The sequence below is a fragment of the Shewanella sp. AC91-MNA-CIBAN-0169 genome, assembly GCF_040310165.1.
GTDB lineage: Bacteria > Pseudomonadota > Gammaproteobacteria > Enterobacterales > Shewanellaceae > Shewanella.
The window spans coordinates 55,008-79,517 of the sequence record NZ_JBEOPM010000017.1; the positions used below are offsets into that span (position 1 = coordinate 55,008).

Annotated in this window: 22 protein-coding genes; 12 read left to right on the forward strand and 10 right to left on the reverse strand. The window is 41.9% G+C overall.

The window, feature by feature from the left end; all coding sequences use genetic code 11:
- Positions 1-96 precede the first annotated feature (96 nt).
- The 3 genes from AAEY98_RS14905 to AAEY98_RS14915 all read left to right on the forward strand — a co-directional run bounded on the left by AAEY98_RS14905 (position 97) and on the right by AAEY98_RS14915 (position 3,275).
- Positions 97-1,566: an ATP-binding cassette domain-containing protein gene (locus tag AAEY98_RS14905; protein ID WP_351017890.1), complete on the forward strand. Its 1,470-nt coding sequence runs from the start codon at positions 97-99 to the stop codon at positions 1,564-1,566.
- Positions 1,567-1,788: 222 nt separating this feature from the next.
- Positions 1,789-2,334 carry a thioredoxin family protein gene (locus AAEY98_RS14910; RefSeq protein WP_351017893.1) on the forward strand — a complete coding sequence of 182 codons (546 nt, stop codon included), beginning with the start codon at positions 1,789-1,791 and terminating at the stop codon, positions 2,332-2,334.
- 284 nt (positions 2,335-2,618) lie between these two features.
- A complete protein-coding gene (locus AAEY98_RS14915; protein ID WP_350979453.1) occupies positions 2,619-3,275 on the forward strand; it encodes a nitroreductase family protein in 657 nt (218 codons plus the stop codon).
- A gap of 113 nt (positions 3,276-3,388) precedes the next feature.
- Here the strand turns inward: AAEY98_RS14915 and AAEY98_RS14920 are convergent, their stop codons facing one another.
- Positions 3,389-4,678, reverse strand: a complete 1,290-nt coding sequence (locus AAEY98_RS14920) for an alpha/beta fold hydrolase (RefSeq protein WP_101086737.1) — start codon at positions 4,676-4,678, stop codon at positions 3,389-3,391.
- Positions 4,679-4,954: 276 nt separating this feature from the next.
- Here AAEY98_RS14920 and AAEY98_RS14925 point away from each other — a divergent pair, with 276 nt between their 5' ends.
- From AAEY98_RS14925 to AAEY98_RS14965, 9 genes are all read left to right on the forward strand, one after another.
- Complete coding sequence (locus tag AAEY98_RS14925) at positions 4,955-5,599, forward strand: MBL fold metallo-hydrolase (protein WP_101086738.1); 645 nt, start codon at positions 4,955-4,957, stop codon at positions 5,597-5,599.
- A gap of 123 nt (positions 5,600-5,722) precedes the next feature.
- A complete protein-coding gene (locus AAEY98_RS14930; RefSeq protein ID WP_351017896.1) occupies positions 5,723-6,745 on the forward strand; it encodes an XdhC family protein in 1,023 nt (340 codons plus the stop codon).
- Between the two features lie 21 nt (positions 6,746-6,766).
- Positions 6,767-7,375 (forward strand): nucleotidyltransferase family protein, encoded by a 609-nt coding sequence (locus AAEY98_RS14935; RefSeq protein WP_182744982.1) that lies wholly within the window; start codon positions 6,767-6,769, stop codon positions 7,373-7,375.
- A 2-nt stretch (positions 7,376-7,377) separates the two neighbouring features.
- Positions 7,378-7,830, forward strand: coding sequence for a (2Fe-2S)-binding protein (locus AAEY98_RS14940; RefSeq protein ID WP_101086741.1), 453 nt, complete (start codon positions 7,378-7,380; stop codon positions 7,828-7,830).
- A 2-nt stretch (positions 7,831-7,832) separates the two neighbouring features.
- Complete coding sequence (locus tag AAEY98_RS14945; protein WP_351017899.1) at positions 7,833-10,076, forward strand: xanthine dehydrogenase family protein molybdopterin-binding subunit; 2,244 nt, start codon at positions 7,833-7,835, stop codon at positions 10,074-10,076.
- A gap of 259 nt (positions 10,077-10,335) precedes the next feature.
- Positions 10,336-11,781 (forward strand): methyl-accepting chemotaxis protein, encoded by a 1,446-nt coding sequence (locus AAEY98_RS14950; RefSeq protein ID WP_101086743.1) that lies wholly within the window; start codon positions 10,336-10,338, stop codon positions 11,779-11,781.
- A gap of 257 nt (positions 11,782-12,038) precedes the next feature.
- The gene (locus AAEY98_RS14955; protein ID WP_351000048.1) at positions 12,039-12,713 is read left to right on the forward strand and encodes a cupredoxin domain-containing protein; all 675 of its coding nucleotides are present in this window, start codon (positions 12,039-12,041) and stop codon (positions 12,711-12,713) included.
- A 2-nt stretch (positions 12,714-12,715) separates the two neighbouring features.
- Positions 12,716-15,049, forward strand: a complete 2,334-nt coding sequence (locus AAEY98_RS14960; RefSeq protein ID WP_351000045.1) for an EAL domain-containing protein — start codon at positions 12,716-12,718, stop codon at positions 15,047-15,049.
- Positions 15,050-15,102: 53 nt separating this feature from the next.
- On the forward strand, positions 15,103-16,338 hold the full coding sequence (locus AAEY98_RS14965; RefSeq protein WP_351000042.1) for a hypothetical protein: 1,236 nt from the start codon (positions 15,103-15,105) through the stop codon (positions 16,336-16,338).
- Between the two features lie 246 nt (positions 16,339-16,584).
- On the opposite strand, the gene xthA is transcribed toward AAEY98_RS14965, so the two are convergent.
- The 9 genes from xthA to AAEY98_RS15010 all read right to left on the reverse strand — a co-directional run bounded on the left by xthA (position 16,585) and on the right by AAEY98_RS15010 (position 24,489).
- On the reverse strand, positions 16,585-17,391 hold the full coding sequence (gene xthA / locus AAEY98_RS14970; protein WP_101086746.1) for an exodeoxyribonuclease III: 807 nt from the start codon (positions 17,389-17,391) through the stop codon (positions 16,585-16,587).
- Positions 17,391-17,690, reverse strand: coding sequence for a YciI family protein (locus AAEY98_RS14975; RefSeq protein ID WP_101086747.1), 300 nt, complete (start codon positions 17,688-17,690; stop codon positions 17,391-17,393). The genes xthA and AAEY98_RS14975 overlap by 1 nt, the downstream gene beginning before the upstream one ends.
- A 35-nt stretch (positions 17,691-17,725) precedes the next feature.
- A complete protein-coding gene (locus AAEY98_RS14980) occupies positions 17,726-18,277 on the reverse strand; it encodes a septation protein A (protein WP_162023420.1) in 552 nt (183 codons plus the stop codon).
- A 120-nt stretch (positions 18,278-18,397) separates the two neighbouring features.
- Positions 18,398-19,291 carry a substrate-binding periplasmic protein gene (locus tag AAEY98_RS14985; RefSeq protein ID WP_162023419.1) on the reverse strand — a complete coding sequence of 298 codons (894 nt, stop codon included), beginning with the start codon at positions 19,289-19,291 and terminating at the stop codon, positions 18,398-18,400.
- 91 nt (positions 19,292-19,382) lie between these two features.
- On the reverse strand, positions 19,383-20,186 hold the full coding sequence (gene trpA / locus AAEY98_RS14990; RefSeq protein ID WP_162023418.1) for a tryptophan synthase subunit alpha: 804 nt from the start codon (positions 20,184-20,186) through the stop codon (positions 19,383-19,385).
- Positions 20,179-21,390: a tryptophan synthase subunit beta gene (gene trpB / locus AAEY98_RS14995; protein ID WP_101086751.1), complete on the reverse strand. Its 1,212-nt coding sequence runs from the start codon at positions 21,388-21,390 to the stop codon at positions 20,179-20,181. The genes trpA and trpB overlap by 8 nt, the downstream gene beginning before the upstream one ends.
- Positions 21,391-21,447: 57 nt before the next feature.
- Positions 21,448-22,851: a bifunctional indole-3-glycerol-phosphate synthase TrpC/phosphoribosylanthranilate isomerase TrpF gene (trpCF, locus tag AAEY98_RS15000; protein WP_351017903.1), complete on the reverse strand. Its 1,404-nt coding sequence runs from the start codon at positions 22,849-22,851 to the stop codon at positions 21,448-21,450.
- Entirely contained in the window at positions 22,844-23,887 is a 1,044-nt protein-coding gene (gene trpD, locus AAEY98_RS15005) for an anthranilate phosphoribosyltransferase (protein WP_351017906.1), read from the reverse strand. The genes trpCF and trpD overlap by 8 nt, the downstream gene beginning before the upstream one ends.
- On the reverse strand, positions 23,887-24,489 hold the full coding sequence (locus tag AAEY98_RS15010) for an aminodeoxychorismate/anthranilate synthase component II (protein ID WP_101087210.1): 603 nt from the start codon (positions 24,487-24,489) through the stop codon (positions 23,887-23,889). The genes trpD and AAEY98_RS15010 overlap by 1 nt, the downstream gene beginning before the upstream one ends.
- Positions 24,490-24,510 lie beyond the last annotated feature (21 nt).

Below are 24,510 nucleotides of genomic sequence, written 5' to 3' on the forward strand. Positions count from 1 at the left end.
TTTTTGTCGATTTTTTTTAGTCTCTTATGAGACACTCAAGTGATAAATCGACTTGATTAAACCTAGTTCAGGTTAAATATTAGGATAAGTGGCAAGATGGAAATCAGATTTACGCAGTTGCAGTGTTGTTCATCGAGTGTCACAGTCGATATTGATGATTGGGTGATTGAATCACAACAATCTTGGGGGGTATTTAGCACCGAAGGTGATGTCGGTGCATTACTTGGTCAGTTATTAACCCAGCAAGTTGATGCACAAACCTTAACGTATAGTGGCGATATTACCGGTGTCACGCCAGCTTGTGTGGCATTAGTGTCATTGCTTGAGCAACAATCACTGCTTGAAGCTATTTTAGAGCAAGATGACAGCGAGTCACTGGGATATACCGATCCTAAAACGACCGTGTTTGGGGTTGTTTTTAATCAATGCCATGACAATGACTTAACCCATCAATTGCTGCAGCAATTAGATTTAACGCATTTAAGCTTAAGTCCTTTTGCTCAATTGTCTACCGGTGAAGGGCGCAGAGTCATGCTTGCCCGTGCAGTAGCAACCCAAGTGCCTTTTTTAGTGCTCGACGAGCCTTATGCAGGTCTTGATGTTGCGCACAGACAGACCCTGACAGAATATTTACAACAATTATCTCAAACCAAACAAATACTGGTCGTGGTGTCGCGTGAAGAAGATATGCCAGATTGGATTGAACATGTTGCTATGTTTAGTCATGGTAAATTAGACACTATGATGACCAAATCACAGTGGGATAACCATCCTGTTATTGCCCAGTTAACGGCGCAAGCGGGTCAACAAAGCGATGATATGTTAGCGCTTATTCGTCGTCACAGACACAAGCCATTATTTGCTAACCCGGTTTTTCAGTTAAACAATGGACGAGTGGCTTACAGCGATAAAGTGATTTTCTCGGGTGTGAACTGGCGTATTGATAATGGCGTGCATTGGCAGGTCAAAGGGCCTAATGGCTGTGGTAAGAGTACTTTGCTTGGGCTTATTTTTGGTGACCATCCACAATGTTACAGTAATGACATTGATATTTTTGGTAACAAAAGAGGTTCTGGCGAAAGTATTTGGGAAATTAAAAAACACATCGGTATGGTGTCTTCGGCATTACATCTTCAATACCGGGTTAATTGCAGTGCACTGGATGTGATTGTTTCTGGCTTTTATGATTCTATTGGTTTGTACCAAAAACCGACGGCACAACAAATATCTGTCGCTACAGAATGGTTGGCCATTTTACACATGGGCCATTTAAGTAAATCGTCATTTAGGCAATTAGAATATGGCCAACAACGCTTATTACTCATTGCTCGCGCCATAGTGAAACAACCCACCTTATTGATCCTCGATGAGCCTTATCAAGGTTTGGATTATTTGGGACGCCGACTGATTAAAAATGCCCTTGAACTCATTGCCAAAGAACACTTAAGTCAATTGTTGTATGTCTCGCATTATCAAGAAGATAGCCTAGACAGTATTCAGCATTATATTGAGTTTGTGCAAGATGAAAACCAAGATGGTTATCGGGCGGTGGTTTCTCAGGGGTAATTCCATCGTGTTTAAAGAGTCTCTAAATAGCTAACTTAGGTTGGCTATTTTTGTTTGTGAGTTTATTTTCTAATAATAATTGATAATGTTTCAATTATTATGCTGTATATGGCGATTAAACTTTTGTATATCATAACCACATTAACGCCGATAGCCTTGAATATTGAGTGAATTGAGCTGTAATAGGGCTATAGACATACAGCGACACGCTTAAGGAAACTGATGCTACTTGATACACCCATTTGCGATTATGGCTGGAAAGCCCCAGATTTCACCTTGAAAGATGCCAATGGTAATGCTTTTACCATGAGTGAGCACTTAGGAGAAAAGGGCTTATTAATTATGTTTATTTGTAATCATTGTCCTTATGTTAAAGCCGTTGCGACGCGTTTAGCTGCGGATACAAAGCAATTAATGGCTGAAGGCATCAGTGTGTTAGCGGTTATGTCTAATGATTATCATGATGTTGAGGCCGACTCGCCACAAAATATGCTGCGTTTTGCCAAGCAACATGGTTTTGAATTTGCTTATTTAGTGGATGAAGATCAGCAAGTGGCTAAGCAATATGGTGCAGTGTGCACTCCTGACTTTTTTGGTTTTAATCATCTCGGTGAATTGCAATATCGTGGCCGCTTAGATGATGCCCGTTTGCAAGATGCGCCGAACAGAGAACCTGAACTACTACAAGCCATGCAAATGATTGCTGCAATAGGCAAAGGGCCTAAACAACAAACAGCCAGCATGGGTTGCTCTATTAAATGGCGATAAGCCATTTTTGTTAGCGATAAATTTAATGAGCTATAAACCTTGAAAAATTGTTTTTAAGCACAATAATAATGCAAAGAAAGTTTTAAGTTAACTGTGTTGTTAACTAATTGTATTTATTGTTAATTTGTATTTTGTTTTTTCTGTGTTTAGTTTGAATTTTAGATGTTATTTACAACAAATAGTTGTGACTAACAAGGCTAGTTACTCGATGATATTAATCAACAGCATTAATCAATGTCGTTAACTGCCAGTCCTTTTAATAATTATTAAAATCGAGATATCACATGACCAATGCCATTATTGCTGATTTAGAAAAACGCTACACCGCCAAACGCTACGATGCGACTAAACGCGTGCCAAAAGAAGATTTAGCCGTGATTTATGACGCTATGGTGTTATCGCCGTCATCAATTAACTCTCAACCATGGAAGTTTATCGTGATTGAAAGTGACGAGGCCAAGCAACGTTTACATGACTCTTATGCTAATAAGTTTCAGTTTAATCAACCGCATGCTAAAACGGCTTCACATACTATATTGTTTGCATATAACCCTAAGTATACCCGTGAAGATTATGCCAAAGTGGTAGATCAAGGCATTATTGATGGCCGTACTAAGCCTGAAGATCGCGAAGCTGCATTTGGTGGATACGCATTTGTTGACTTAAACACTGATGAAGCGGGTAACAATGCGGCTTGGACTAAGTCACAGACCTATTTAGCACTAGGTAACACTATGCATACGCTAGCGCGTCTTGGTATCGACTCTACGCCCATGGAAGGTGTTGATAGTGAAATGCTAGGCCAAATATTTGCTAAAGAGTTGGACGGTTATGTGTGTGAAGTTGCATTAGCATTTGGTTATCATCATTCAGATGAAGACTACAACGCCAAGTTACCAAAATCTCGTTTAAACATTGAGCAAGTATTACAGGTTTTATAATTGATCCGTCGCTATTTACGCGACTGATATTAATGAAAAAGGGGGCATAAGATTACTCTTATGCCCCCTTTTTTAAGTTACTGAAGCTGAACACGTTGACCAGTATTGAGTCACTAGCGCAAACAGTGGCCACGATTGAGGCTGATCAATTTATCGAGTACGCGTTCGCCGTCCATACGAATACCATTGTGCTCATATTCTGATGTGAGCCAATACTTAAGGTTCGCCACTTTTTTTGTGGTTTCTAAACTGTATTGCATTTCGACAAACATATCTTCGCTGTATATCGCGGCTGCAACCGGGACTTTATTATTCGCCAGTTTCTCTAGGTCATATAACGCAGGCCAGTCTTTTTTCGCTGCGATAAGTTCAGCTGCTTGTTGCAGTGGAATGAGTTGTTCAAATTGGGCAAACATCCACGGATAGACCATTTCGCCAGTGAACAATAATGGTTTATCAGGACGATAGTTAAATTGGCTGTATTGTGCTCGTACTCTGTGTGCGGCCCAAGTTGATGCTTGTTGCTGACAATAAATAGACTCATGCATTAATGCAAAAATAGGGTTGGTGTTATAGTCGAGAAATTGACTGAACTGATGTAAAAACAGTGGATTAATGTCGATACCATGCGGCGTTTCAATTAAGGCTTGCTCAAGCAGATAGTAAACCGCTTCAGGGCCTTGTTCCATACCGATATTAATGCCTAGCAACTGCAACATTTCAACTGTGAGTTGCTCGCCAGTGGCTAAGTAGACTTTGTTTTCGTAAAGGTATTTTGCTAAGTCATCGACTAAGGTGCGTGCATCACTAAAGCGCTTGAAAAAGTCATTGTTTTTAGCGATGACACGTTGATAAGTGGCTTGATAAACCTCTTCGGCAGGGCGGTCTAGTGAAGGAATACCACCAGTAATGTATGCCTCTTTTAGGCCTTCTGGCGCAGCAGACAAATAATGCAATACACAAAACCCACCAAAACTTTGGCCTAAAATACTCCAAGGTTGGTCTGGCGATAATTTTGCGCGAATATACTCCGCATCTCGAACAATATTGTCTGCACGAAAAAAGCTTAGGTAGTCCGCTTGGTCTGTTGAACTCATGTAGCTTAAGCTGGTGGCATTAACTGGGCTTGATAGTCCGGTGCCTCGTTGGTCGAGTAATAACACTCTATATTCAGTTAACGCACGTTTTATCCAACCGTTATTGCTGATCGGTCTGACGGCACCAAATCCTGGCCCACCTTGAAAAAACACTAAATAAGGCAACTTTTTATGTTGGTTCTCAACGCTGACAATTTCCCGAGCGAAAACTGTAATCTGTTTACTTGGACTTTGTTGATAGTCTAACGGCACAGAGAAAAAGTGCTTACGAGCAACAATGTCTGCTAAGGTGAGTTCTGTGTGCATATAATGCCTATTCAGTGTTGATTAATGGTACAGCAAATTTTTTCAAACTCTGATGTACCGGTGCTATTTTTTGGTGTTAGAGGCGCATCTATATGGTTTGACTCATACGGTGTTTGGGCACTTATTTAGGCGCGAATGGTACTATTTTATGAGCCATCTTAACGATTAACAATCGGTAACTCGATGGAAATCACATTAAATAGGTATCTAGATCAAATCTGCCTAGGTAAAATTAACTGATAATTAACCGAATGATCATAAAGAACGAGGTTGTCGATGAAGTATCAAATCATCCCCGTAACGCCTTTTCAGCAAAATTGTAGTGTTATATGGTGCGAAAAGACCTTAAAGGCTGCGGTTGTTGATCCTGGTGGCAATATTGACCGAATTTTAGCTGAGGTGGCTAAGTTAGGGTTAAGTGTTGAACAAATATTATTAACCCATGGTCATATAGATCATGTTGGTGGAGCAGCTGAATTAGCCAAAAAATTAGCTATTCCGATTATAGGCCCGCACATAGCGGATAAATTTTGGTTAGAAAATTTAGTTAAACAAAGTCAAAACTTTGGTTTTCCACGCGCTGAAGCTTTTGAGCCGAATCAGTACCTTAATGAAGGTGATGAAGTGAGTGTGGGAGAACAACATTTACAGGTGTTGCATTGTCCAGGGCATACACCCGGACACATTGTTTTTTATGATAAAATGGCTGATTTAGCTTGGGTTGGCGATGTGCTTTTTAGAGGCTCAATTGGTCGAACTGATTTTCCGCAATCTAATCATCAAGATTTACTTCACTCCATTACCACCAAATTATGGCCATTAGGGCTCAATGTCAGTTTTATTCCCGGTCATGGGCCTATGTCGACGTTCGCTGATGAGCGACAACATAACCCTTTTGTTGCCGATCAGTTATTTGATTAACAAATTGTTATGTGATCAGGTCATTGAGGTTATTTATTAATAAGTTGAAACCATTGATTCTTTGCATTGTAAACGCAGTCTGTTAGCTTAAGATAATGCGTTTACAAATGATGGACAGCCAACATGGTTCAACACCTCGTTGATTTACTCGATACCTGGTTACCTTCTTATCAAGAAGACTGGGTACTCGCCGTTCTTACCCAAGTACAAGGGTCTTCTTACCGCAAACCTGGCGCCATAATGCTATTTCATCCAATGGGTAAAAGCCTAGGGATGTTAAGTGGTGGTTGTCTTGAGGCGGATTTACGTCGTCACGCCCAACGTGCGATTCAAACTCAGCAAGTTATTCAGTTAACCTATGACGCAACCGATGAGTCTGATACCAGTTATCAGTTGGGTTGTGGTGGTATTGTTAATATCATGATGGTGTCGTTAAATAAATCGAACAATTATCTTGGTTTGGTGAGTGTCCATGACGCCTTAATGCGTGGTCATGCAGGTGTGTATCAAATTGATGTTGTTGCAGATGGCACGCCGGTCAATAAACTAAGTGGTCACTTTGTCGAACAAGGCGCCGAGCTATCAACATCTGTCACTCTCAAGAGTAAAACTCGCGCAGTAGTCGATCAAGATAATACTGTGTTGCATATTCCAGTTAGACCACCAGTACACATTGGTATTTTTGGTGGTGGCTTAGATGCACAACCTATTGCACAAATGGCGCAAACACTTGGTTGGAAAGTCAGTGTGTTTGATGAACGTACTGCTTATGCGCGTACTTATGATTTTCCTGGATGTCAGATCATCAAGAAACCAACAGCAGAAGTGTCTACAACACTTTTGGCTAGTTTAGATGCCGCCTTTGTGATGAGCCATAATTTACAAATTGATGCTAAAACATTACAGGTACTCCAAACCATACCTTTGGCTTATATTTCGTTATTGGGCCCTACCCATCGTCGTGACAAGGTGTTGAGCATGGCTGAACTCAGTGTCGATGATTTTAGTGGCTATTTTTCGGCACCTGCAGGGTTAGCATTAGGCGGCGAGCTGCCTGGTTCGGTTGGGCTCAGTATATTATCCCAATGCCATGGAGTGCTGTATCAAAGTCAGTTAACCAGCCTTGACACGGTGATGTTGTCATAAACTCTCAGAGTACATGCATTCATGAAGCCTAAAATTGTTACTGTAATCTTAGCCGCTGGCGCTAGCAGCCGTTTTAACGGTGCTAAAATTGTCGCCAAAGTGCAAGGCGAACTAAGCTTACTTGAGCATTGCCTGCAGACTCTCGATCGCGTCACCACCGCAGTGGGTATCGCCCCAGCGGTGGTAATGTTAGGTGCACATCAAACGGATGAAGTATTGGCGATCACTGCGGATCATCATCGGCTCATCAATGATAATTGGCAGTTAGGCTTATCAAGCTCGGTAAAACTTGCAGGGCGTTATGCTCAAAGCCAACAAGCAGATGCAATGTTAATCGTATTAGCCGACCAAGTGGCTTTGCAAGAGACGGAGTATTTGCAATTGATAGAAGCCTATATTCGTAATAACTTAACTACTTGCGCTTTTTACCTGCAAAATGTGGGTGTTCCAGCTATTTTTTTAGCTGAAGATATTAATGTTTTGATGTCGATTGATGGCGATAAAGGTGCTAAAAGCATTTTAAAACAACATGATAAAAATAATAGCTTGAACGTTGTTCAGATGGAACAAGCGCAATTTGATATTGATACACCAGCTGACTTAGCTCGTTGGTTAGATAATAAGGATTAATTATGACAACCCCAACACAAAAACTGATGGTAAATGGAAAGGATTTCACCCTCGATGCTGACCCTAATATGCCCGTTCTTTGGGCATTGCGTGACATATTAGGCCTAACTGGCACCAAATTTGGTTGTGGCGCAGGGCTTTGTGGGGCATGCACTATTCATGTTGACGGTAGTCCTATGCGCGGGTGTTTAACCAGTTTAAAACAAGTACAAGGCAAGCAAGTTACCACTATTGAAGGTCTTGAGGCTGAAAAGTTAAAGCAAGCTTGGTTAGAGCATAATGTACCGCAATGTGGTTATTGTCAGGCGGGGCAGTTAATGTCTGCTGCTGCGTTATTAACCTCGACGCCCAAACCTACTGAAACACAAATAGCCGATGCCATGTCAGGTAATATTTGTCGTTGTGGGACTTATCCACGGATAAAAGCCGCTATTCAATCGGCTTCGGAGGCGTGATCATGACCACATTCACAGCAGTTGAAAATATTAGTCGTCGTAACGTATTAAAGATATTTGGTGCAGTCGGTGGTGGATTAGCGTTAGGCGCAACAGGCTTAAGTTGGAGCCCAATGGCGTTAGCTCAAGACAAGCAAGCAATGATGAACTTGTTTGTGGCCATTGGTGAAGACAATAAGGTGTATTTGACTTGTCATCGCTCTGAGATGGGACAAGGGATCCGAACGGGCATACCACAAATTTTAGCTGATGAATTGGAAGCTGATTGGGATAAGGTTGTCGTGGTTCAAGGTTTAGCAGATAAACGTTACGGCAGCCAAAATACCGATGGTAGCCGCAGTATCCGTAAGCATTATCAACGTATGCGCCAAATGGGCGCAACCGCCAGAACCATGCTTGAACAAGCCGCAGCACAAATATGGCAAGTTCCAGTGACTGAAGTGTACGCTAAAGCTCATAAAGTCCATCACAAAGGCAGTAAAAAGAGTCTTACTTACGGTGAGTTAGCACTAGTTGCAGCGACATTAGCGATGCCAGAGTTAGATTCGGTTGTGCTCAAGCCCGAAAGTGAATTCACTCATATCGGTCAATCCCACACCATTGTCGACATGGATGCGATGCTAACGGGTAAAGCAATATACGGATATGATATTAAACTCGATGGAATGTTGTATGCCAGTATCACTCGTCCGCCAGTGTTAGGCAGTGATGTGGTTAGTGTTGATGATGCAAAAGCCCGTAAGATTGCTGGGGTGGTTGATATTATTACTTTGCCAGTGCCTAAAGGTGCGCCATTATTCCAAGCTCTAGGTGGGGTTGCCGTGATTGCAACAAACAGCTGGAGTGCAATTGAAGCACGTAAAGCGTTAACCATTACCTGGTCTAAATCGATTAATGATAGTCATGACTCAGAGACGTATTTGCAAGGCTTGGTTGAGCGAGTTAACCAACCGGGTAAAGTGATGCGTCAATTAGGTGAGTCTGTTACTGATTGGCCACAAGCTTCTTCGGTTAAGGCCGTTTATACCGTTCCGTATTTAACTCATGCAATGATGGAGCCGCCAGTAGCAACGGCGAATGTGACGGCTGAAGGTTGCGAGTTGTGGGCTTCGAGCCAAACACCACAAAGTACCCAGCAAAATGTGGCAGGTGCGTTAGGGCTTAAAGAAGAGCAAGTTACGGTTAATGTGACTTTGTTGGGCGGTGGTTTTGGACGTAAATCTAAGCCGGACTTTAGTGTTGAAGCCGCTATTTTATCGCAAAAACTCAATAAGCCGATCAAAGTCTGCTGGAGTCGAGAAGACGAAATTCAAAACGGTTATTACCATGCGATCAGTGCACAGATGTATCAAGTTGCATTAGACAGCAATAAGATGCCGACAGCATTGTTAGCGCGTACTGGTTTCCCTTCAATTAGTTCAACATTTGCCGAAGGTGTTGAATATCCTTCAGCTGGCGAACTTGATTTAGGTTTTAGCGATGTACCGCTAGCCCTTAAAAATATCCAACTTGAAGCCGTTAAAGCTCCTGCACACACTCGTATAGGTTGGATGCGATCAGTATGTAATATTCAACATGCTTTTGGTATTGGCAGTTTTGTCGACGAAATAGCGGTAAATGCTAACAAACCCTGTGTGCAAATGTGGCGTGATTTATTAGGTCCGTCTCGAATTGAGCCGTTTGAAAATCAAGCTTTTACTTATGGTAATTACGGTGAGGAGTTAGCGGATCATCCCGTTGATGTGGGCCGTTATCATAAGGTGTTAGATAAGTTAGAAGCGGTAATGGCAGATGCGCCTAAAGCGGCTGAAAACCAAGGTTGGGGTATGGCTGTTCATCGCAGTTTTGTTAGCTATGTTGCGGTAGCAACATTAGTTGAAGTGGTGGATAAACAGCTTAAAGTATTGAAATCCATAGCGGTGATTGACGCCGGTAGAGTGGTTAATCCTGATCGGGTTAAATCACAACTAGAAGGCGCAATCATTTTTGGGTTAAGTTTAGCCATGATGGGCGAAATCAGCTTTAAAGATGGCAAGGTTGAACAATCTAACTTCCATGATTATCCGTTATTGCGTTTACCGCAATGCCCAGATATTGAGACCTATATTATTGAGTCTACGGCAAAACCTGCCGGTGTTGGTGAGCCAGGCGTACCGCCTGTTGCACCGAGTTTAACCAATGCAATTTTTGCGGCCACGGGGATCAGATATCGCGATTTACCGCTTAATAAGTTTTTATCGATCTAGCCATTTTCGTGAGCTATAGCACTTAAGTTTTATTATCTTAAGCCGATAATAAATAAGCCAAATGCCTAAGTGTATGCGCACTTAGGCATTATTATTGTGTGCAAACAAAAAAATTTAAAAATGTTGGTTATTGAATAGTAATTGAATCTGAATAATCAGACTCTTCTATAATATTAATTGGCGTTTGTGTGGGTGTTATTCGTTTATGTCGTTTTGTTCTCACTGTTGAGATAATGGCCAATTGCCTTAGGAAGCTTATATGAAGCAAATCCAGTTTAGAAAAATTGATGCAATCTTGATTAAATTCAGCCTAAATGGAAAATTTTGGGTGGTGTGTTCACTTGTGGCATTGATCACCAGTGTTGTAGCGCTAATGAATTACCAACAAACAAACGACTTAATTGAACAAACATCGTTACAACGTGTTAAAGCAAGTATTGAAAGTTATGCTTCGGTTGCTAATAATCAAGGTTTAGCAAATGATGCCCTCAAGCAATTTGCCCAAGAAAATCAATTGCAGCTATCTGGGCGCGACAATACGTTACGCAGCGGCGATGTAGTGACGGCATCGGCGAGTGTGGGCAACCAATTTTTAACGATGAGTCAAAATGTACAACCGTCGGAACAAGAGCCGTTAAGCCAAACTAGTTTTATGTTAATAATCGCATTGGTGGGTTTATTACCCTTATTTCAGTTGAGTTACTGGATCTCAACCTCATTAGGGGGAGGTTTATGGGAAATGTACATGGCAATCAAGCGTCTAGCTGACGGTGATTTAACCATGAGGTTAAATTTTTTTGGTACAGACGACTTCAGTTTAATCGCCAAAGATATTGATCGTTGCGCCGATAATATGAGTGAAATGGTCAGTGCTATCCGCAGTAATGCTGAAACCTTGGCTGTTGCCGCTAACGAGTTTAATCATCAAGCCAGTACCAACGACGAGCTGATTGATCAGCAACATCACTTTTTAGACTCAGTGGCACACGCCATGGATCAAATGACGGCCGCCATAGCCGATGTGTCACATCACGCGAGTGATACATCATTAAATACTAAGCAAAATGCAACGCAAATGGATCAAAGCCAAAGTAAGATTAACGATGCCGTCAAACGTATTAGCTATTTGTCTGAGCGTATCGCTGAAGCGTTTTCATCTGTCGAGCAGCTCTCCCGCGATGCCACCCAAATTAATGATGCTGTTACTACCATTGATAGTATTTCTGAACAAACCAATTTATTGGCATTAAATGCTGCCATTGAAGCGGCGCGTGCCGGGGAGCAAGGTCGTGGTTTTGCTGTGGTGGCGGACGAAGTGCGAACCCTTGCGGGGCGTACCCAAAAAGCCACCGTAGAAATTCAAAACATGATTGAAGGGTTGCAACAAGGTTCTAAAAAACTGACCAGTATTACCAATGTGATTGTTGCTGAAGCAGACCAAGGGAGTGCGAGCATTAAGGCGGTCGGTGATGATATTACTCATATGGCTGAGTCTATTAATGCGGTGTTCGATATGAGCAGCCAAATAGCCGCATCCGCGGAACAACAAAGCATGTCTGCGAGGGATATCGCCTCACAACTTAATCAAATTCGTCATCAATCGGAAACGATTCGCAGTACTTCCAAACAAGCTGGTGTATTAGCTAAAGATTTGAATCAATCGTCTAAAGGTTTAGCTGCGATTTTAAGTCAATATAAAATCTAGCGCTTACAGCCTTATCATTAAAGAGGAGATCGTTGATATATTTTTGATTAGCTTGAAATAAAGTACTAAGGTATCTGGTCTGTTACTAAGTTGTTAAGTGGTGGTTTAAGTGTATTGACTCTAATTTAGTCGTCGAACACCACTTGAGTTAGTCGCATTATACTATTAGATATCTGTGAATAGCATGGTGTATGTGTCATCGCCACCTTATTGCGGCGCTTTATTGTGTTATTCGGCAAACATCATTAGGAGTATCAATGATTATTATCTCTACGCGCGTTGTTATCGCGCTGACCTTAAGCTGTGTATTATTGAGTACCTCTGCCGCGATCGCAGCACCGCAGAGTATTGCGGTGTTAAATGCCCAAGGCCAACCAGCACAAAACATGGTGGTGTATTTACTCCCCAGCGACCCTGCCAATATTGTTACCACCGTTGCTCCGCCAAAAGCTGAAGTTCATCAAAAAGATAAGCAGTTTTCTCCCTATATTACTGTTGTACAAAAAGGCAATGATGTGGCTTTTGTCAATGAAGATGATATTACTCATCATATTTTTTCTGCATTAGGGCCGAAGCGTTTTTCATTCAAACTTCGTCATCAGCAACAACAGCAAATATTGAGATTTGAGCAAACAGGGCATGTGTCTATGGGCTGCAATGTTCATGACTGGATGTCTGGACATTTATTGGTGGTCGACACCCCGTATTATGCTGTGACCAATTTAGAAGGGATAGTAACATTTGCGGATTTACCTGCTGATGACTTCAAGCTGGTTGTGTGGCATCCACAGCTAAAAATGCCTGATAATCAGCAAGTGAAAACTGTTCATTTCCCTAGAGATAACGCTTTGACTATCACCTTACAGGCAGAATTTGATAATATTCCCAGCCAGCAAAGTTTAGATGAATTTGAATTTTTAGAAGGATACTAGTATTGCTATTTTTTAATCGGTTGCAAACTCGGATTTTTGCTTTTTTTGTATTGCTAATCATTGCCGTACTGAGTTTGTCTTTTTGGTTAACGTATCAATCTAATCAAAGGTTAGAGCAACAGTATGTGGCCAATCAACTTGAAGTAGCGAGTTTAGTTTTCGAGTCGCAATATGATAACCGAAATTATTATTTGGCTGCATTTGCCGCGACGGCCGCAAAGGATTTTGGTTTAAAAGATATCTTTATTGATGGCGATAATCGTAGTTTTCTAGTGGCGTTAAATAATCATCGCAGTCGGATTAATGCATCTTTAGCAATGGCGGTGTCTGCTGAAGGTAAAGTTATTGGCCAGCTGGTGGCTTCACAAGGTGAATTAGGTCGTGAAGCCGTTGCTCTGGGCTCGGAGCAGAACGAGGTGTTTCGATACAAGTTAGGTTCTGAATTTGAAACACTAAGTCCATTCTATTTATTAGATAATAAACTGTATCAAATTAAGTTTTCACCACTCACTAGTGGCGGTAATAGCGTTATCGGTTGGGTGGGTTTTGGGTTTCTTATCGATGATACCTTAGCTAATTCGTTGCAGAAGCTCACCGGCTTAAACAGCGGTTTTATGTTAACAACTGAAAGTAAAGTCATTGAAATTGGTCATTCAGGTCTGTCGTTGCCTGAAGATGAAAGCTCATTATTATCGCGTTATATCATTGAAGAGAAAACCAACCACGATTATATTCTCTGGAAGCAATCTTTAGGTGAAGTCGATGGTCAGTCTCTACATGCCTATATGTATAAATCCCGCTCTGATTTATTGGCATCAATAGAGTCTCAGTGGTTACAACAAGTTGCGGTGTTAGTCATGATGTTACCGGTGTCCTTACTGTTGGCGTTTTGGATATCGGGCAGTATCACTCGACCTATTACACAGTTAATTGCCCAGGCACGTTTTATCGCACAAGGTAATTATGATTCTAATGTGAGTGTCGATTCCAGTATTGAGCTACAGCAATTAGCCAATGAATTTACCTCGATGCAGCAAGCTATTCTACAACGAGAAAAAGCCATTGCTCATCAAGCCTATCATGACCCATTAACCAATTTAGGCAATCGTAATGAATTACAGCGCATGATTGAACCTTGGTTAGTATCGGGGTCAACCATGGGGCTGTGTTTAATTAATATTCGCCGTATGACTGAAATTAATGTCACCTTAGGTCACGCTGTAGGTGATGAAGTAATTAAAGAAGTGGCTAAACGTTTATGTGAGGTTAATCCCGATGCCTTAGCTTATCGATTGTCGGGTGATGAGTTTGTTTTAGCATTTAAGCATTGTGAACATCAATCGTTTGATGTGCTTCTCAAAAAGCTCCAAGATCAGATTGGCCAAGATTATCACTATCAAGATGTAATGTTACATTTGCAGTTTACTGCTGGTGTCAGTTTTTATCAGCCAAACGTAGATATTGTTACCCTGCTAAGACAAGCTGACACGGCTTTGCAGCACGCTAAAATAAATAAGCGTGATTATCAAATCTACGATGCCAATATCGATAAAAATAGCATTGAACGTTTTCAACTCATTAACGAGCTTAAAGTGGCGATTGAGCAAAATCAGTTAGTGCTTTATTACCAACCAAAATTAAACTTAGCCAAACAAAAAATTACCCATGTTGAAGCGTTAGTTCGTTGGGATCATCCCGCTAGAGGCATTATTCCACCGGATACGTTTATTCCTATCGCTGAAAAAACCATGCAAATGGATGCATTGACCCGCTGGGTGATTACCGAAGCGATGGCTCAATATCATCGTTGGCAATTACTGGGCCTTGATATGTGTATAGCAGTAAATATTTCGGCTGAAAATTTAAAAGACGAGCAGTTTTGCCACTGGGTCATTAATGCCCTCGCTGAGCATAATGTACCTGTTACCGCGATGACGTTAGAAATAACTGAAGATGCGGTGGTATCTGATCCCGAGCTGGCAATAAAACAGCTCACGTTATTGCGTCAAAATGGACTCACGTTATCAATAGATGACTATGGCACTGGCTATTCTTCATTGGCACAATTGAAACAGCTGCCGGTCGATGAACTTAAAATTGATAAGTCGTTTGTGCAAAAGTTACTTGAAAATGAAGCAGACCAAATCATTGTGCAATCGACGTTACAATTAGCTCATAATTTAGGCCTTAAAGTGGTTGCCGAAGGCATTGAAGATAAGGCTACTTTAGAATGGTTAACCAATCTAAACTGCGAAATGGGCCAAGGCTTTTATTTGTCGCGACCATTGCCTGAACAGCAGTTTAATGACTGGTTAGGGCAATCTGATTACCTGTAGGAGAATTGATTATTTGCGGCTTACGTACAAGGATAGTGTGTTGCTTACTGTGTGTGAGTAGCAGTATTTATGCCGAACCATTGGATAATGACGTGATTGGTCATGCAGATGTTGAGCATGATTTCAGTGGCGTGATAGATGTCCGTGTTGGTTATGCCGATAGCATCGATTCTTATTTGGATGGTGGATTGGGCAAGTTTGGCGTTAATAATGGCGCGCACTTAGCCTTATCACAACTGGGGTTAAGTTATCACAGCCAATGGGGCGATGCCTGGTCGAGTCGTATTGTGGCGAATGGATATGTTGATGGTATCAATAATGGGTTAGGTATCACTGAAGCCATTTTACGTTATCGGGATATTCCGAGTGAGCAAGGTATTCGGTTTGATGTTCAGTTTGGCTTGATGTATCCGCAAATATCGTTAGAAAATGTTGCTACCGCATGGGCATCACCTTTCACCTTAAACTATTCAACCATGAATAGTTGGCTGGCCGAAGAGGTTAGGCATATTGGCCTGTCGACAACGGTTGAATCATTAGGGAAATATCGGCAATCAGAGCATGATTTTTCGTTAACTGCAGAAGCCTTTATGTTTAACGATACCACCGGCGCGATGCTGGCTTGGCACGGTTGGACTCAAACCTCAAGACAAACATTAGTGCAAGAAACCATTCCCATCGCTGCCATTCCTGCAATGGAAGAGGGGGGTATGTTAGAGGCCCAAGCCGCTAACTCAGACCCTTTTACTGAACTTGACGACCGTATCGGTGGGCATGTACTCGCAAAGTGGACTTGGCGTAATAAAGGCAGTATTCAAGCGGGTTACTATGATAATAACGCCAATACGCATATTGTTAAGCAAGGTCAATATGTGTGGTTGACCCAGTTTGGTCATGTTGGCGCAAAATGGCGTTTGCCTTTTGGTGTCAGTTTAATCAGTCAATTTATGCAAGGAACCACCTTAATGACCAACACTGATGGTTATCCTGTGGTCGATAATGATTTTCAATCGGGTTACGTGTTATTGAGTAAACGTTGGGACAAGCACAGATTAAGTTTAAGAGTTGAAGACTTTTCTGTTACCGATAATGATCTTACTCCTGAAGATAATAATAATGAAGATGGCCAATCATTGACCCTTGCGTATCAATATCAACTCGATAGACCGTGGTTTATCCAATTTGAATACAATGCTGTTGATTCAACTCGTCCTGCTAGAGCGTATCTTAATGAATCGGTCGAACTGCTTGAGCAACAATGGCAAGTGTCTAGCCGTTACTTTTTTTAGTTAAGCCTACTGCAAGTTAATTCAATAAAGTTAGCAAGACAAAGTTAGCAAGATAGGGAGCAGTTTGAAAGGTGTTTATTATTCCAAGTTTAGGTTAGTTAACGGCTAATATGGGTTAACTACAAGCATGGGCTAATGGCTAATGCAGAGTCAACAATCATAAAAAAACGCTATGCTGTTAGGCATAGCGTTTTTTGTTCAAGCATCATGTCGTTTAATCTAAGGGTCAGTTAACATCCACTTAGATTAACTAAATGTGCTCCAAATTGGCGCATGGTCTGATGGTTTATCAATACCACGTAATTCGTAATCTACATCTGACTCAACTAAACGTGGCAACATTGACTCTGTGACCAGAATGACGTCAATTCGAAGTCCACGGTTATCATCAAAACCTTTACTACGATAATCAAACCATGAATAACGTTCAGTGCGAGTAGGGTGTAATTGACGGAAACTGTCGATAAAGCCCCATTGCTGTAAACGTGCTAACCATTCACGTTCTTCTGGTTGGAAACTACATTTACCGGTTTTTAACCAACGTTTGGCGTTAACCTCACCAATACCGATGTCTAAATCGGTTGGCGAAATATTAATGTCGCCAATAATCGCGATGTCTTCACTTGGATTGTGATGTTTATCTAAATGCAGCATTAAGTCTTGATAAAACTTGCGCTTAGCTGGATATTTCGTTTCGTGATGGATACTTTCACCTTGTGGGAAGTAACCATTGAAAACCGTTAATATACGGCCATTATCTTGTGTGAACTGACCAATAATAAGACGGCGTTGCGCGTCTTCATCATCGGTTTCATACCCTTTAATGATTTCAAGAGGTTCTGCTTTTGACAGCATAGCGACACCGTAATGTGCTTTGCCACCATGATAATGGACTTTGTACCCCATAGCCTCAACGTCAGCAACAGGAAAAGCTTCGTCATGTACTTTGGTTTCTTGTAAGCCAATTATATCGGGTGAATGACTGTCGATGAGAGCTTGCAGTTGATGCAAACGAGCACGAATACCATTGATATTAAAAGAAACTATTTTCATTAAGGAAGCACTCGTTTAAATGGCTTAACGATAACGCTTTTGTACACGCCAGCACCAATATAAGGATCCACATCTGCCCAAGCTTGTGCATCTTCTAATGAAGGGAAATCAGCAACCACTAATGACCCTGTGAAACCCGCTTCACCAGGATTTTCATTATCAATAGCAGGATGTGGTCCAGCGGTTAATAAACGGCCTTCATCGGCTAAAACTTGTAAACGGGCTAAATGTTCAGCACGAACAGATAAACGTTTTTCTAAACTGTTTTCAATATCTTGAGATGAAATCATATACCACATATAGCTGCTTCCTTTATTTGATTTTACATAAACAATTATTGGTTATCAGTAGGTTGCGAGTTGTCATCTTGCATATTTTTATACAGATAAACTACCGTTATCACTGTGTTAATTAAGGTAAGGGCGGTTAAGCCAAATACTTTGAAGTTAACCCAGGTTTCTAAAGGTAAATTAAACGCAATATAAATATTGGCGAAACTACATAATACAAAAAATCCAACCCAATACCATGTGACTTGAGTCCATATTCTATCGTCTACTTTCATTTCTTTGCCTAACATGCTCTTAAGCGCTGATTTTCCCATGATTTGTGAGGCAATTAACCCTATAGCAAACAAGGCATAAACAATACTGACTTTCCATTTGATAAAAGCATCATCGTGGAAAAATAGGGTGAGCGAACCAAATACAGTCACCATGGCGAAGGTGGCTAAATGCATTTTTTCAATATGTTTATAAATCAGATATGTAATGACGAGTTGAATAGCCGTGGCAGCAATCAATACTCCTGTTGCGGCGTAGATATCATAGAATTTGTAAACGGCAAAAAAAATGACCAGTGGTAAAAAGTCTAACAGTTGTTTCATAAAAATCTCTTGCAGAAAAAGGACAACAAACCGCTGTCACTACGACAATATACGCCGATTGTAACATGATGAGATAGTGTTTATGAACCATAAGCAGTTGTGCAATTGCAACCTTAGTGATCATTGTTGTTTTAAGGTGAGCCATAACTGAGTTTCACTTAGTAGATCAGCACTTTTTTTAGATAAAAAGGGATTATGCAGCACAAATTCGGTGCGGTTATCTAATTCGGATTTACTGAGCATACCTTGAGTGATTGGGTGGTTATAGAATAAGTCATCGAAGCTACCGTCATCGATAGCTTTTCTGAGGCCGTATTCGATGCGCTGAGCTAAGGATGTGTTGTCTTTACTGACAAAAAAATAAATGGGCGCGGGATACTTTAATAAGATTTTTTGTTCAAGTGCTAGGTCTGGATAACGGTCCAAGTCTCGCCATGGTTCGTGTATTGAGCGGGGATAGTAGTCAAAGCGACCTTTCAGTAACATGGCTATTAAACGACTATCACTGCCAGATGTGACGGTAAAACCATTACTGTGCAAAATAGGTACATCTGGCCAATCAGCGCCTTGGCCAATTAAGGTCTTTTTGATGTCTTCTATGGCGTTTATGTTGTCAAATTTAGCTTGATCATTTTTACGGATCAGCCCAATTCGGTAACCCATTAGTCCTTTAAGTAATGGCACATAAATAGCTTGTAATTGATCTTCTCGTTCAATGCTGGTCATGGTCCAGACAACATCAATAATCGTGTTATCAGCCACCATTTTAAGTGCTCGACCCTGCGGCATTTGGATCATGGCGGCATTCATTTGAAAGTCGCCATATTTATCGCGACTTTTCTCTAACGCAAGTTCAAGTAACGACACAAAATAAGCCTGTTTTGGGTCAGTGCCTTGAATTGCAGCATTATAAGTGACAATAATTTTAGGTTGTTCAGACGTCGCCACAGTTTTAAAACTGCAGATAACAGATAGAATGGCAATCGTTAAAATCCCTATTAACGAACTTTTCATATAATACCGAATTGGTTGATATTTATCCTAGTATAACGGACATAAAAAAAGGAGCAATAAAATCGCTCCTTTTTCAACCTGAAAGTGGTCGTTATGTAGCCGCTTTCATTGCTGCGGTAAATTCGGCGAGTTTGGCCAATAATGTCACTTCATCATGTTGATGCGCTTCAATGATTTTAACCACGGCAGAACCTGAAATAGCACCCGCTGCTCCAGCCTTGATGGCGGCGCGTACTTGCTCCGGTTCAGCAATACCAAAACCTAATAGTGGCGGTGGGGCATTAAATTCGACCAGTTGCGCCAGAATATTCTCAATTGGCTCACCCGCTTTGGATTCTGTGCCCGTTACGCCGGCACGAGATAATAGGTAGGTATAACCTTCACCTTGTTCACTAACCAGTTTTAAGGTGTCAGCATCAGCATTAGGCGGTGCAATAAAGATAGGCGCGATACCATGTGCTTTTGCAGCCAAACTAAAGGGTTTTGATTCTTCTACAGGCACATCGGCAATCAATACTGAATCAACACCAGCAGCTTGTGCTTTGGCATAAAATGAATCGATACCATTAGCAAATACTAAGTTGGCATATAGCAATAATCCGATAGGCAGCTCAGGATATTGCGCACGTATTTTAGCGATAATGTCAAAGCAATCACTTTGTTTAGTACCTGCCGCTAATGAGCGCAGGTTAGCACCTTGTATCACCGGACCATCGGCTAATGGATCTGAAAAAGGAAAACCTAATTCAAGTGCATCAGCGCCATTATCAACTAAGGTCTGAATGATTTTCATCGATAATTCAGGACTTGGATCGCCAATGGTCACAAAGGGAACAAATGCGCCTTGATGTTGTGCTTTCAGTGCAGCAAATTTTGCTTGATAACGGTTACTCATTGCCGCTCTCCTGTTGTTTTTGTTTGGCCTCTAAAATATCTGCCACTGTGAAAATATCTTTGTCACCACGACCTGATAAATTAACCACTAAAATGGTTTCTTTAGTGGCTTCCTTTGCCATGCGAACGGCGTAAGCAAGTGCGTGGGCTGATTCTAATGCAGGAATAATGCCTTCACAACGAGCGAGTGTTTGGAACATTTCAAGTGCTTCATCATCGGTTGCCGACTCATAACGAGCACGACCAATAGCGTTTAAATGTGCATGTTGTGGGCCTACCGATGGAAAATCAAGTCCGGCAGAAACTGAATACGATTCTTCAATTTGTCCGTCACTGTTTTGCATTAACGGTGATTTCATGCCAAAGAATATACCTGTTTTACCGTGTTTAAGCGGCGCGCCGTGCATTGCCGTATCAAGGCCTTTACCTGCAGGTTCAACGCCAATCAACTCAACCGATGCTTCGTCAATAAAGTCAGCAAACATACCAATAGCATTTGAGCCTCCGCCAACACAGGCAATAACGGCGTCGGGTAAACGGCCTTCTTTTTCAAGAATTTGTTTTTTAGTTTCTTCACCAATAATGCGCTGAAACTCGCGCACAATTGTCGGGAATGGGTGCGGTCCAGCTGCGGTGCCTAATAAGTAATGCGCTTTATCATAGCTGCCCGACCAGTCGCGCATGGCTTCGTTACACGCATCTTTTAGGGTTGATGAACCTGAGGTAACCGGTATAACTTCAGCGCCCATTAATTTCATGCGGAACACATTTGGCGATTGACGTTCAATGTCTTTAGCGCCCATGTAGACTCTACATTTTAAGCCTAAAAGCGCACAGGCTAGAGCAGTAGCTACGCCGTGTTGACCAGCACCGGTTTCAGCGATGATTTCTTTTTTACCCATGCGTCTGGCTAACAACGCTTGTCCCAATACCTGGTTGGTTTTATGGGCGCCGCCATGAAGTAAGTCTTCACGTTTTAGGTAAATTTTTACCAACGGATTTGGACTTAAATTACGGGTCAGTGTTAGCGCTGTTGGGCGGCCAGCATAGTTCTTTAGCAGGTCGGTAAATTCAGCGATAAAGCTTTCATCTTGTTGTGCTTCAACAAAGGCCGTTTCGAGTTGTTTTAATGCAGGCACTAAAATCTGCGGTACGTACATCCCACCGTATTCGCCGAAATAAGGGTTAAGCTTGAGCTCGGTCATAAATATTCCCTTCGAGTAATCATGTTTTTAACTAAAAATGGTGTCGTAAATAGAAAATTAATTACGGCGTAATTGAGTAAATGCAGCAATCAGTTTTTGATGGTCTTTATGGCCAGGGGTAGATTCTACTCCTGAATTTAAGTCGACCCCATAAAATCCTTGTTGGCTTGCTAGATAAACATTGCCAGGGGTTAATCCACCGGCCAACATCGCATCTTGTTTATCATTAATATTGGCTTGCCAGTTGAATGTTTTTCCGGTGCCGCCAAATTGTTGTGCTGATTTGCTGTCGTATAAATAACGATCGGCGCCAGCAGGTTGTTGACTCACTTCGTCGCTGTTGCTGTCAATTGCAACGGCTTTCCAAATCTCGGTTTTTAGCTGCTGTTGATTCAATAACGCTTTTAATTCGGTGATTTCAAGTTCAGTTTCATTGCCGTGTAATTGCACTGCAAAAAGATTCAGTGTTTGGGCCAATGAAGCGATATCTGCAACGGGGTGATTAACAAACACACCCACCATATTTAAGCCAATATTACGTTGCTGCATTTGGGCGACTAATTCACTTGCTTGTGCTGGTGTTACGGCTCTAGGTGATTTGGGATAAAAAATTAACCCACCAAATACCGCCCCTGCTGTTGCTACTGCCTCAATATCGTCAATTCGAGTCAAACCACAGACTTTATTATTACCAAAAATAAGTTGTCTGCACGCTAAATCAATATCGTCTTGCGCCATAATTGAACTGCCAACAAGATAACCGTCAACCAATGGATTTAGGCGGCAAACTTGTTGATGGTTATAAATACCTGATTCGCTAATAACGACTCTGTCTGCGGGGATCTGTGGCGCTAATAACTCAGTTGTCGCCAAATTAGTACTTAAGTCGCGTAAATTACGATTGTTAATACCAATTATTGGGGCAAGGAGATCAATCGCTCGGATCAATTCTTCTTGGTTACTTACTTCAGTTAAGGTATCTAATTGATACTTAGCCGCTTCGCTGGCTAATAAACGATATTGCTCATCATCAAGCACTGACAACATGAGTAAAATAGCATCAGCACCTTGATGGGCCGCCAATTTCACTTGATACGGGTCGACAAAAAAGTCTTTACAGATAATGGGCTGAGTCACTCTGGCGCGGACTTTTGGAATGTAGTCCATGTCACCTTGGAAAAATTGTTCATCGGTGAGTACAGAGATGCCTGCAGCGTAATTGACATAAATATCTGCGATGGCTTCAACATCAAATACAGGGCGAATAAGCCCTTTAGAAGGACTGGCCTTTTTACATTCAAAAATAAACTGAGCATTAGGTGCTTTCAGGGCATCGTATAAGCTACGGTCAGATATTTTAGGCTGTAGACTGGCTTCAGGGAAACGCAGTTTTAGCGCGGCGATATGTGCCACTTTAGTATCAACGATACGGGTTAATACATTACTTTCTGGCTTACTCATGGTGTTCTCCAGCTTGGCTCACGGCAGCTAAATCGGTTAATAAGGTAAAAGCTGTACCGCTGGCGAGTGTCGTGAGCGCTAGCTGAGTACCGGCTTGAACTGAGTCGCAAATACCACTGATATACAAAGCACAACCTGCATTAATCGCCACCGCATCTCTATGTGCTGGTAGACCTTTACCTTGTAAAATGGCTTGGGTGATTAAGGCATTATCAGCTGGTTCTCCACCCGTTAACTGCGATATGTCTGCACGGTTAACGCCGAGATCTTCAGGGCTCAGTTGGTAAGTACGCACCACACCGTCTTTTAGTTCTGCCACATGAGTATTATCATGAAGCGCCACTTCATCTAAGCCACTGCCATACACCACCATTGCGCGTTTAACGCCTAGGGCATGTAACACTTGTGCAATAGGTTCGATGAGTTCAAGTGTATATACGCCCAATAGCATAAATTCTGGGCTTGCTGGGTTAATTAATGGGCCTAACACATTAAAAATAGTACGGGTTTTTAACGCTTGCCTTACAGGCACAGCATGTTTCACCCCGCCATGGTAATGCGGCGCAAATAGAAAACATAAACCAAGCTTATCTAAACACTGGCTTGCTGCATCAGGCGCCATGGTGAGCGCGATACCGCAATGTGACAGTAAGTCAGAAGAGCCAGACTTGCTTGAGACGCTGCGGTTACCGTGTTTAGCTACTTTTGCACCTGCTGCTGCTGCAACAAACGCGGCAGTAGTAGAAATGTTGATGGTGTTATGGCCATCGCCGCCAGTACCGACAATATCAACAATGCCAGTTTGCTTTGAGGCATCACTTCGTGGAAAGGGTTTAGCTGCTTGGCGCAATGCGTCAGCCGCTCCGGCTATTTCATCAATGGTTTCGCCGCGCATTTTTAGCGCCACTAACATACCCGCCATGGTTGCAGGTTGCATATCACCTTGAATAATAGCGCTAAACACTTGTGCCATTTGTTCACGAGTTAATGGCTTACCTTGATACAGATGGTCGAATAACGTTTGCAGATTATCCATTATTCTCCTCCAGTAAAGGCATGGTCTTGGGTTAAATACGCTAATGTCTGCGTGAGTAACTGGCTGCCTAGGGTGGTTAAAATTGATTCTGGATGAAATTGAAAGCCCATAGCTTGATGTTGTGGATGTAATATTGCCATCGGCATGTCATCTGTGGTGGCAATAACGTCTAAGCAGTCAGGTACCTTAGTCGCAACTAAGCTGTGATAACGGGCCACCGGTAATGGTGAGGGTAAGTTTGCAAATACGCCTTGACCATTATGGAAGGTCGGGCTGGCTTTACCGTGGACAACAAACGGCGCTCGCTCTACTTTGCCGCCATAATATTCAACCATGGCTTGATGACCTAAACAAATGCCAAGCATCGGGACTTTACCAGCCACTTTGCCAATGAGTTCCATCATGCAGCCAGCCTCGTGAGGAGCTCCAGGTCCGGGTGATAGCACTAATGCCTTTTTACCCGTTTCATTCATGAGTTTTTCAGCAACATAATCGGCACTGACATCATTACGATAAATGACAACTTCACAGCCAAGGCTGCGGAATTGATCGACTAGATTGTAAGTAAACGAATCGAAGTTATCGAGTAAGTATATTTTCATCCGTTGATCACTTTGTGTGGT

Bases quoted from the DNA above. Each gene is read 5' to 3' on its own strand.
- AAEY98_RS14955 (WP_351000048.1), top strand. From the start codon at position 12,039: ATGATTATTATCTCTACGCGCGTTGTTATCGCGCTGACCTTAAGCTGT.
- AAEY98_RS14985 (WP_162023419.1), bottom strand. From the start codon at position 19,291: ATGAAAAGTTCGTTAATAGGGATTTTAACGATTGCCATTCTATCTGTT.
- AAEY98_RS14910 (WP_351017893.1), top strand. From the start codon at position 1,789: ATGCTACTTGATACACCCATTTGCGATTATGGCTGGAAAGCCCCAGAT.
- AAEY98_RS15010 (WP_101087210.1), bottom strand. From the start codon at position 24,489: ATGAAAATATACTTACTCGATAACTTCGATTCGTTTACTTACAATCTA.
- AAEY98_RS14925 (WP_101086738.1), top strand. From the start codon at position 4,955: ATGAAGTATCAAATCATCCCCGTAACGCCTTTTCAGCAAAATTGTAGT.
- AAEY98_RS14940 (WP_101086741.1), top strand. From the start codon at position 7,378: ATGACAACCCCAACACAAAAACTGATGGTAAATGGAAAGGATTTCACC.
- trpA (WP_162023418.1), bottom strand. From the start codon at position 20,186: ATGAGTAACCGTTATCAAGCAAAATTTGCTGCACTGAAAGCACAACAT.
- AAEY98_RS14915 (WP_350979453.1), top strand. From the start codon at position 2,619: ATGACCAATGCCATTATTGCTGATTTAGAAAAACGCTACACCGCCAAA.
- AAEY98_RS14975 (WP_101086747.1), bottom strand. From the start codon at position 17,690: ATGTGGTATATGATTTCATCTCAAGATATTGAAAACAGTTTAGAAAAA.
- AAEY98_RS14980 (WP_162023420.1), bottom strand. From the start codon at position 18,277: ATGAAACAACTGTTAGACTTTTTACCACTGGTCATTTTTTTTGCCGTT.
- trpCF (WP_351017903.1), bottom strand. From the start codon at position 22,851: ATGAGTAAGCCAGAAAGTAATGTATTAACCCGTATCGTTGATACTAAA.
- AAEY98_RS14920 (WP_101086737.1), bottom strand. From the start codon at position 4,678: ATGCACACAGAACTCACCTTAGCAGACATTGTTGCTCGTAAGCACTTT.
- AAEY98_RS14935 (WP_182744982.1), top strand. From the start codon at position 6,767: ATGAAGCCTAAAATTGTTACTGTAATCTTAGCCGCTGGCGCTAGCAGC.
- trpB (WP_101086751.1), bottom strand. From the start codon at position 21,390: ATGACCGAGCTCAAGCTTAACCCTTATTTCGGCGAATACGGTGGGATG.
- AAEY98_RS14950 (WP_101086743.1), top strand. From the start codon at position 10,336: ATGAAGCAAATCCAGTTTAGAAAAATTGATGCAATCTTGATTAAATTC.
- AAEY98_RS14945 (WP_351017899.1), top strand. From the start codon at position 7,833: ATGACCACATTCACAGCAGTTGAAAATATTAGTCGTCGTAACGTATTA.
- AAEY98_RS14930 (WP_351017896.1), top strand. From the start codon at position 5,723: ATGGTTCAACACCTCGTTGATTTACTCGATACCTGGTTACCTTCTTAT.
- trpD (WP_351017906.1), bottom strand. From the start codon at position 23,887: ATGGATAATCTGCAAACGTTATTCGACCATCTGTATCAAGGTAAGCCA.
- xthA (WP_101086746.1), bottom strand. From the start codon at position 17,391: ATGAAAATAGTTTCTTTTAATATCAATGGTATTCGTGCTCGTTTGCAT.
- AAEY98_RS14905 (WP_351017890.1), top strand. From the start codon at position 97: ATGGAAATCAGATTTACGCAGTTGCAGTGTTGTTCATCGAGTGTCACA.